The organism is Intrasporangium sp., from assembly GCF_039812505.1.
Classification (GTDB): domain Bacteria; phylum Actinomycetota; class Actinomycetes; order Actinomycetales; family Dermatophilaceae; genus Intrasporangium_A.
The window spans coordinates 1-6,008 of record NZ_JBDIAQ010000183.1 but is presented as its reverse complement, the minus strand read 5'-3'; the positions used below and the strand labels follow the sequence as shown (position 1 = coordinate 6,008).

Sequence of the window (6,008 nt, the reverse complement as noted above, 5' to 3'; positions counted from 1 at the left end):
GTGCACTCTCGACGAGGAAACGTGCACTCTCGACGAGGTGCGGGGGCTACCAGGTGTGCTCCACCACGGCGTGCTCGAGCTCGCCGCTGGCCCCCTCCAGCACCGACAGGGTCCGGTGCTCGCCGAACGCGGTGCGCAACCGCAGCGTCGAGGGCAGCCGAACCGGCTTGCGGAACCACACCCGGCTCGTCACCTCCGACTCGGGCAGTCGCGGGGCGAGGGCCGCCACGCATCGCGAGTAGGAGTACATCCCGTGCGCGATGGCGGTCGGGAACCCGAGCGGCCGGGCGAGCAGGGCGTGCACGTGGATCGGGTTCCAGTCCCCGCTGATCCCGGCGAACATCCGCCCGGTGTCGGCGCCGAACCGCCAGGTCGGCCCGGTCGCGACGCCCTCGAGGGGGTTGAGCGGCGCAGGCTCCGACACCTCGGCGTCGGGATGTCCGGCACCGCGTGCCAGGTAGGTGCTGACCCCCCGCCAGGCCACCTCGCCGGCGGCCCCGACCTCAGTCACCAGGTCGACCTGGCGTCCCTTCGGATGCGGCCGCAGGCGCTCTGCCCGGACCGCGACATCGAGCGAGTCGGCCAAGGACAGCGGCCGGTCCACGGTGATGGAGTTCTCGACGTGCACCGCGCCCACCAGCGGCAGCGGGAAGTCTCGCCGGCTCATGACGACCATCTGCAGCGGGAAGCCGAGCAGGTGCGGGTACGGCAGGGGCAGCCGTCCGCCGAACGTGAAGCCGCAGGCGTGCGCGTACCGCGCGAGGTTGTTGGGGTCGACCCGGACCCCCCGGCGCTCCGCGCGCACCTCGGGCAGCCGGTTCTGCCTGCCGCCGCGCTTGAGCGCGGCGGTGGCGTAGATGCGGCGCAGGTCCGGGGGTCCGTCGAGGAGGATCTCGCGTGTCATCGCCTCACGCCCCGAGCAGGCTCTGGCCACAGACCCGCAGGACCTGACCCGTCACGGCCGCCGCGCCGGGCTGGACGAGCCAGGCGATCGTCTCGGCGACGTCACGCGGCAGGCCGCCCTGCTGCAGCGAGTTCATCCGGCGCCCGACCTCCCTGGTGGCAAAGGGAATCCGTGCCGTCATCTCCGTCTCGATGAACCCGGGCGCAACCGCGTTGATGGTGATTCCCCGATCGCGCACCTGGGCCGCGGTTGCGGTCACCAGCCCGATGACGCCGGCCTTGCTGGCGCCGTAGTTCGTCTGCCCGCGGTTGCCGGCGATCCCGGCGATCGAGGCGAGGCACACCATCCGGCCGCCCTCGTCGAGACCACCGGCGCCGAGCACGGCCTCGTTCATCCGCAGGATGGACCGCAGGTTCACGTCCAGCACGCTGTCCCACCTGGGCTGGTCCATGTTGACCAGGAGCTTGTCCCGGGTGATCCCGGCGTTGTGCACGACGACGTCGAAGCGGCCGTAGCGGGAGCGGGCGTGCTCGACGATCCTGGCCCCGGCGTCGGGGGAGGTCACGTCCAGGTGCAGCGCCGTGCCGTGCACCTGGTTGGCCACCCGGGCCAGTGACTCACCGGCGGCGGGGACGTCGACGGCGACGATCGTGGCACCGTCCCGGGCCAGCACGGTCGCGATCTCGGCGCCGATCCCACGGGCGGCACCGGTGACGACGGCGACCTTGCCGTCGAGGGGTCGCGCCTCGTCCGGGTTCGTGCCGCGGGTCTCGTCGACGCGCACGACCTGCCCGTCCACGTAGGCAGACCGCCCGGACAGGAAGAAGGCCACCGCAGCGCGCAGCCCGTCCCAGGCATCACCCCGGACGAGCACGTGGTTCGCGGTCGAGCCGGCCCGCAGCTCCTTGCCGAGCGAGCGCACGAAGCCCTCCAGGGCCCGCTGGGTCGCCGCGTGCGCGGGGTCGGCCAAGCCGGCCGGGTCGGTCCCGACGACGATCACGCGGCCGTTGGACCGCAGCCGCTTCACGACCGGGGCGAGGGCCGGCAGCACGGCTAGGTCGCCCGGGTCGGTGGCGTCGCTCAGGTCGGCGACGATGGCGCTCACCTTCCCGTCCGCGCCGCCCCGGCCGGCGGTCGCCTCGGTGGCTGCGTCGCCGGCCCGGTCGGCCGTCCCGTTCGGCGCATCCGCAAGGGACAGACCCAGCGCGCCGGCCCACTCACGCAGCCGAGCGGCATACGGACCGGTGCCGGTGACCAGGACCGGTCCGTCGAGCAGCGGCGCGCCCGGCTCGTACCGTCGCAGCCGGGTCGGCTGGGGGACGCCCGCCTTCTTCGCCACGGGCGAGGTGAGGATGGTGGTGAGCAGGTCGCTCATGCTCAGGCCTCCAGGATCGCGGTGACGCCCTGCCCGCCGGCAGCGCAGATGGAGATCAGGCCGCGGACGGTGCGGTCCGGGTGCTGCTGCTTCTTCTCGTGGAGCAGCTTGGCGAGGGTGGCGACGATCCGGCCGCCGGTCGCGGCGAAGGGGTGACCGGTGGCCAGCGACGAGCCGGTGATGTTGAGCCGGTCCCGGTCGATCGGGCCGAGCGGCTCGTCCAGCCCCAGCCGGTCACGGCAGTAGTCCGGGTCCTCCCACGCCTTGAGCACGGTCAGCACGGTCGCGGCGAACGCCTCGTGGATCTCGTAGAGGTCGAAGTCCTGCAGGGTCAGGCCGTTTCGGGCCAGCAGCCGGGGCACGGCGTAGGCGGGCGCCATGAGCAGCCCCTCCGCGCCGTGGACGTAGTCGACGGCGGCGGTCTCGCCGTCCACGAGCCAGGCCAGTGGGGTCAGCCGGTGCGCGTCGGCCCACTCGTCGCTGGCCAGCAGCACCGTCGAGGCCCCGTCGGTCAGCGGGGTCGAGTTGCCCGCGGTCATCGTCGCCTCGTCACCCTTGCCGAAGACGGTCCGCAGCCCGGCCAGCTGCTCCACCGTCGAGTCCGGCCGCAGGTTGTTGTCCCGCGTCAGGCCGAGGTACGGGGTCATCAGGTCGTCGAAGAAGCCACGGTCGTAGGCGGCGGCCAGGTGCTGGTGGCTGGCGGCCGCGAGCTCGTCCTGTGCCTCACGGGTGATGCCCCACTGCGCGGTCGTCACGGCCATGTGCTCGCCCATCGACAGCCCGGTGCGTGGCTCGAGGTTGCGTGGGATGGCGGGCAGCACGTCAGCGGGTCGCAGGCCGGTGAGCGCCTTGAGCCGGGCGGGCAGGCTCTTGGCGCGGCTGAGCTCGAGCAGCGTCTCGCGCAGGCCCTCGGACACGGCGATCGGCGCGTCGCTGGCGGTGTCGGTGCCACCCGCGATACCGCACTCGATCTGGCCGAGGGCGATCTTGTTCCCGACGAGGATCGTGGCCTCCAGGCCCGTGCCGCAGGCCTGCTGGACGTCGTAGGCGGGGGTGTGCGGGTCGAGCCGGCTGCCGAGCACGCACTCCCGGGTCAGGTTGAAGTCCCTGCTGTGCTTGAGCACCGCACCCGCGGCGACCTCGCCCATCCGCTCGCCGGCCAGGCCGAAGCGGGCCACCAGCCCGTCGAGAGCCGCGGTGAGCATGTCCTGGTTCGAGGCCCTGGCGTAGGCACCCTGCGCTCGGGCGAAGGGAATCCGGTTGCCGCCGAGGATGGCGGCACGGCGGGGCGGACGGGAGCCGGTCTGCGGCATGGGAGGCACTCCTGGGGCTGGTGCGGATCGGACGTAATCGGTACCCACAGTATCCGATACATGCGGTGCCTGCTACCGTCGAGGCATGGACCAGCCCACTCCCCCGGCCGCGGCTCCGCTCGGGCCGCTGCCCAGGGATGGTCGGGACACCCGGTGGGAGGCCCACCGAGAGCACCGCCGAACCGAGTTGGTCGATGCGACGATCCGGGCCATCCGGGCCCACGGGGCCGGGGTCGGGATGGACGAGATCGCGAACAGCGCAGCGACGAGCAAGACGGTCGTCTACCGTCACTTCGGCGACAAGGCCGGCCTTTATCGGGCCGTCGCCGACCGCATCGACCAGCGGGTCTACCGGCACGTCTCGACGGCGCTGGCATCGGCCGGGACCGACGACCTGCGGGTCGTGGTCGCCTCGACGGTCGAGGCCTACCTGTCGCTCGTCGAGTCCGATGCCGAGGTGTACCGCTTCGTAGTCAACCGCCCGCTCGTCGACCGGCCGCTGCCCGACGATCCTGTGGAGGCGACGACGAACCGGGTCGTCGACCTGCTCCTGTCATCGGTCCCGCTGCCGGGAGACCCCCGTAGAGCCCGACTGTGGGCCATCGCCTTCGTCGGCTCGGTACAGGCCGTCGCCGACGACTGGCTGGGCTCGACCGACCGGCTGCCACGGGGCGACGTCGTCGGGATCCTGACGGACCTCGCATGGCGTGGCCTGGGGCCCACGATCGACACCCGAACGGACGTCCGGCCCTGACTCCTGCCCCGGCCGGCAGACGACGCGACCTCAGCCCACGGGCCGCACGTAGCGGCCGCGGCGGTGGACCAGAGGGTGGTACTGCGCCTCGATGACGACCGACTCGACGACCGTGTCGACCAGGTCGGACCACCCGACCGCTCGATGCAGCGCGGGGTCGGCCAGCCGGACACCGGCCCAGGCCGACGCGGTCGTGAGCACCGGCCCCCAGTCGGTCTGCTCCCAGGTGCCGCGCCGGAACCGACCACCGGGCGCCGGGAAGAGCCCGGCGAACACGTCGGCCAGCTCGCGGTCGCGCCATTCGAGCAGCTGGACCACTGCGGTGCCGGTGTCCAGCAGCCGCTCGAGCAGGGCCGACTCCGGATGCAGCAGCCCCAGAATGTGGGCCGGCTCCCCCGGCGAGACCAGGTAGGACGAGACCGTGAGCCCGGCCCGCTCGATGCCGGTCCCCGAGGTCCACAGCGACACCGTCGCCCCGACCCGGCCGCGCAGCCGTCGCACCGGGTCGCGGTCGGCCTCGGCCGCCTGGAACGGGTGCTCGGAGTGGATCGTCATCGAGCCGCTCAGCCGTTGGGGGCCTGAGCGCACACCCAGCCGTCCGGCATCTTGCCCGAGTGCAGGAAGTCGCGCACGGCGTGCTGCTGCTCGTCGGTCAGCAGCGTGTCGGCCTGCGGGTAGATGATCGGCTCCTCCTTGCCGTTGTGGGTCTCGAGCTGTTGGAGCAGCTGGTGGCACCGGTCGGGGACCCACTCGGCGGCCGTGCCCGGGCCCACCTCGAGGTCGAGCGCGTCGAGGGTGCGCCAGATCTCACCGTGCTCGCGCAGCATGACCAGGACCGGGGCCAGCATCCCCTTGGCCCGCAGCGCCGGGAAGATGAGCTCCTCCTCGACGTAGATGTGCCGCTTGAGCAGGTCGTTGGCCCGGGCCAGGTCCTTGTGACGCAGCTTGCCCTCGCCCAGCCCCGCGACGAAGTGCTCGATGATCTTGTCGATCTCGTGGTGCTCGTGCTCCATCAGCGCGCTCACGCTCGTGTCGTGCAATCTGATCGCCTCCTGCAAGCAGTCTATGAGGAGTGCACTTCGGCCCGGGGTGCGGGCGAGAGCCGGTCGCAGTGGGGCTGGCTCTTGCCTTGGTCCTTGGGCAGGAGGTAGGCGTGGGCTTGCTGCGGCGGGGCCACCGTGGGACCTCTTGCGCGGAGACAGTTCGGGCTGGCATCCGATGCCGTGTCCCCGCGCCCACGCCACCCGAACAAGGACCTGAAGAAGCTGCTCCGGAGCGCAGAGGCGCAGGGTTGGCGCGTTGAAAGGGGCAAGTCATACTTCACAACTGCGAGAAGAAGCGCATGTAAACCGTGCACGTGACACCAGCTGGGAGCAGGTACCTGCTCAACTTGACCAGGCATCTGCAGCGGACCACCTGCTGGAAGGAGGCCCGGAGATGACCACCACGCGCTATCACCTTGCCCTGTCGTACCACGTCACCGGCGACGGGACGGAGGTCGAGAGGCTTGAGGAGCACCTCGACCGCGTGGCCGAGCAACTCCTCGCTCTGGACGGCATCATCGACCCGGACCTGGGCGCTGAGCTCGCGACGGGTCGTGTCACCTTCACCCTCGAGGTTGACGCCAAGACGCCTGAGGCTGCGCTCCACATTGCGCGTTCT

7 protein-coding genes are annotated in these 6,008 nt (G+C 71.8%); 2 read left to right on the top strand and 5 right to left on the bottom strand.

Annotated features, from left to right (window positions below; genetic code table 11):
* Positions 1 to 46: 46 nt before the first annotated feature.
* The 3 genes from WMI84_RS16320 to WMI84_RS16310 are packed head-to-tail and all read right to left on the bottom strand — an operon-like array spanning position 47 to position 3,592.
* The gene (locus WMI84_RS16320; protein ID WP_347354832.1) at positions 47 to 904 is read right to left on the bottom strand and encodes a MaoC/PaaZ C-terminal domain-containing protein; all 858 of its coding nucleotides are present in this window, start codon (positions 902 to 904) and stop codon (positions 47 to 49) included.
* Positions 905 to 908: 4 nt separating this feature from the next.
* Entirely contained in the window at positions 909 to 2,279 is a 1,371-nt protein-coding gene (locus tag WMI84_RS16315) for a 3-oxoacyl-ACP reductase (RefSeq protein WP_347354831.1), read from the bottom strand.
* 2 nt (positions 2,280 to 2,281) lie between these two features.
* Complete coding sequence (locus WMI84_RS16310; RefSeq protein ID WP_347354830.1) at positions 2,282 to 3,592, bottom strand: acetyl-CoA C-acetyltransferase; 1,311 nt, start codon at positions 3,590 to 3,592, stop codon at positions 2,282 to 2,284.
* Between the two features lie 85 nt (positions 3,593 to 3,677).
* Between WMI84_RS16310 and WMI84_RS16305 the strand changes: the two genes are divergently transcribed.
* Positions 3,678 to 4,346 carry a TetR/AcrR family transcriptional regulator gene (locus tag WMI84_RS16305; protein WP_347354829.1) on the top strand — a complete coding sequence of 223 codons (669 nt, stop codon included), beginning with the start codon at positions 3,678 to 3,680 and terminating at the stop codon, positions 4,344 to 4,346.
* Between the two features lie 30 nt (positions 4,347 to 4,376).
* Here WMI84_RS16305 and WMI84_RS16300 read toward each other — a convergent pair whose 3' ends face one another.
* Both WMI84_RS16300 and WMI84_RS16295 read right to left on the bottom strand, forming a co-directional pair.
* Entirely contained in the window at positions 4,377 to 4,901 is a 525-nt protein-coding gene (locus tag WMI84_RS16300) for a flavin reductase (RefSeq protein ID WP_347354828.1), read from the bottom strand.
* An 8-nt stretch (positions 4,902 to 4,909) separates the two neighbouring features.
* On the bottom strand, positions 4,910 to 5,371 hold the full coding sequence (locus WMI84_RS16295) for a hemerythrin domain-containing protein (protein ID WP_347354827.1): 462 nt from the start codon (positions 5,369 to 5,371) through the stop codon (positions 4,910 to 4,912).
* A gap of 412 nt (positions 5,372 to 5,783) precedes the next feature.
* On the opposite strand from WMI84_RS16295, the gene WMI84_RS16290 reads away from it, so the two are divergent.
* The coding region (locus WMI84_RS16290) for a hypothetical protein (RefSeq protein WP_347354826.1) at positions 5,784 to 6,008 on the top strand (225 nt) is incomplete at its 3' end.

Excerpts from the sequence above, each read along its gene's own strand:
- WMI84_RS16320 (WP_347354832.1), bottom strand. The coding sequence starts at position 904 with ATGACACGCGAGATCCTCCTCGACGGACCCCCGGACCTGCGCCGCATC.
- WMI84_RS16315 (WP_347354831.1), bottom strand. The coding sequence starts at position 2,279 with ATGAGCGACCTGCTCACCACCATCCTCACCTCGCCCGTGGCGAAGAAG.
- WMI84_RS16310 (WP_347354830.1), bottom strand. The coding sequence starts at position 3,592 with ATGCCGCAGACCGGCTCCCGTCCGCCCCGCCGTGCCGCCATCCTCGGC.
- WMI84_RS16305 (WP_347354829.1), top strand. The coding sequence starts at position 3,678 with ATGGACCAGCCCACTCCCCCGGCCGCGGCTCCGCTCGGGCCGCTGCCC.
- WMI84_RS16300 (WP_347354828.1), bottom strand. The coding sequence starts at position 4,901 with ATGACGATCCACTCCGAGCACCCGTTCCAGGCGGCCGAGGCCGACCGC.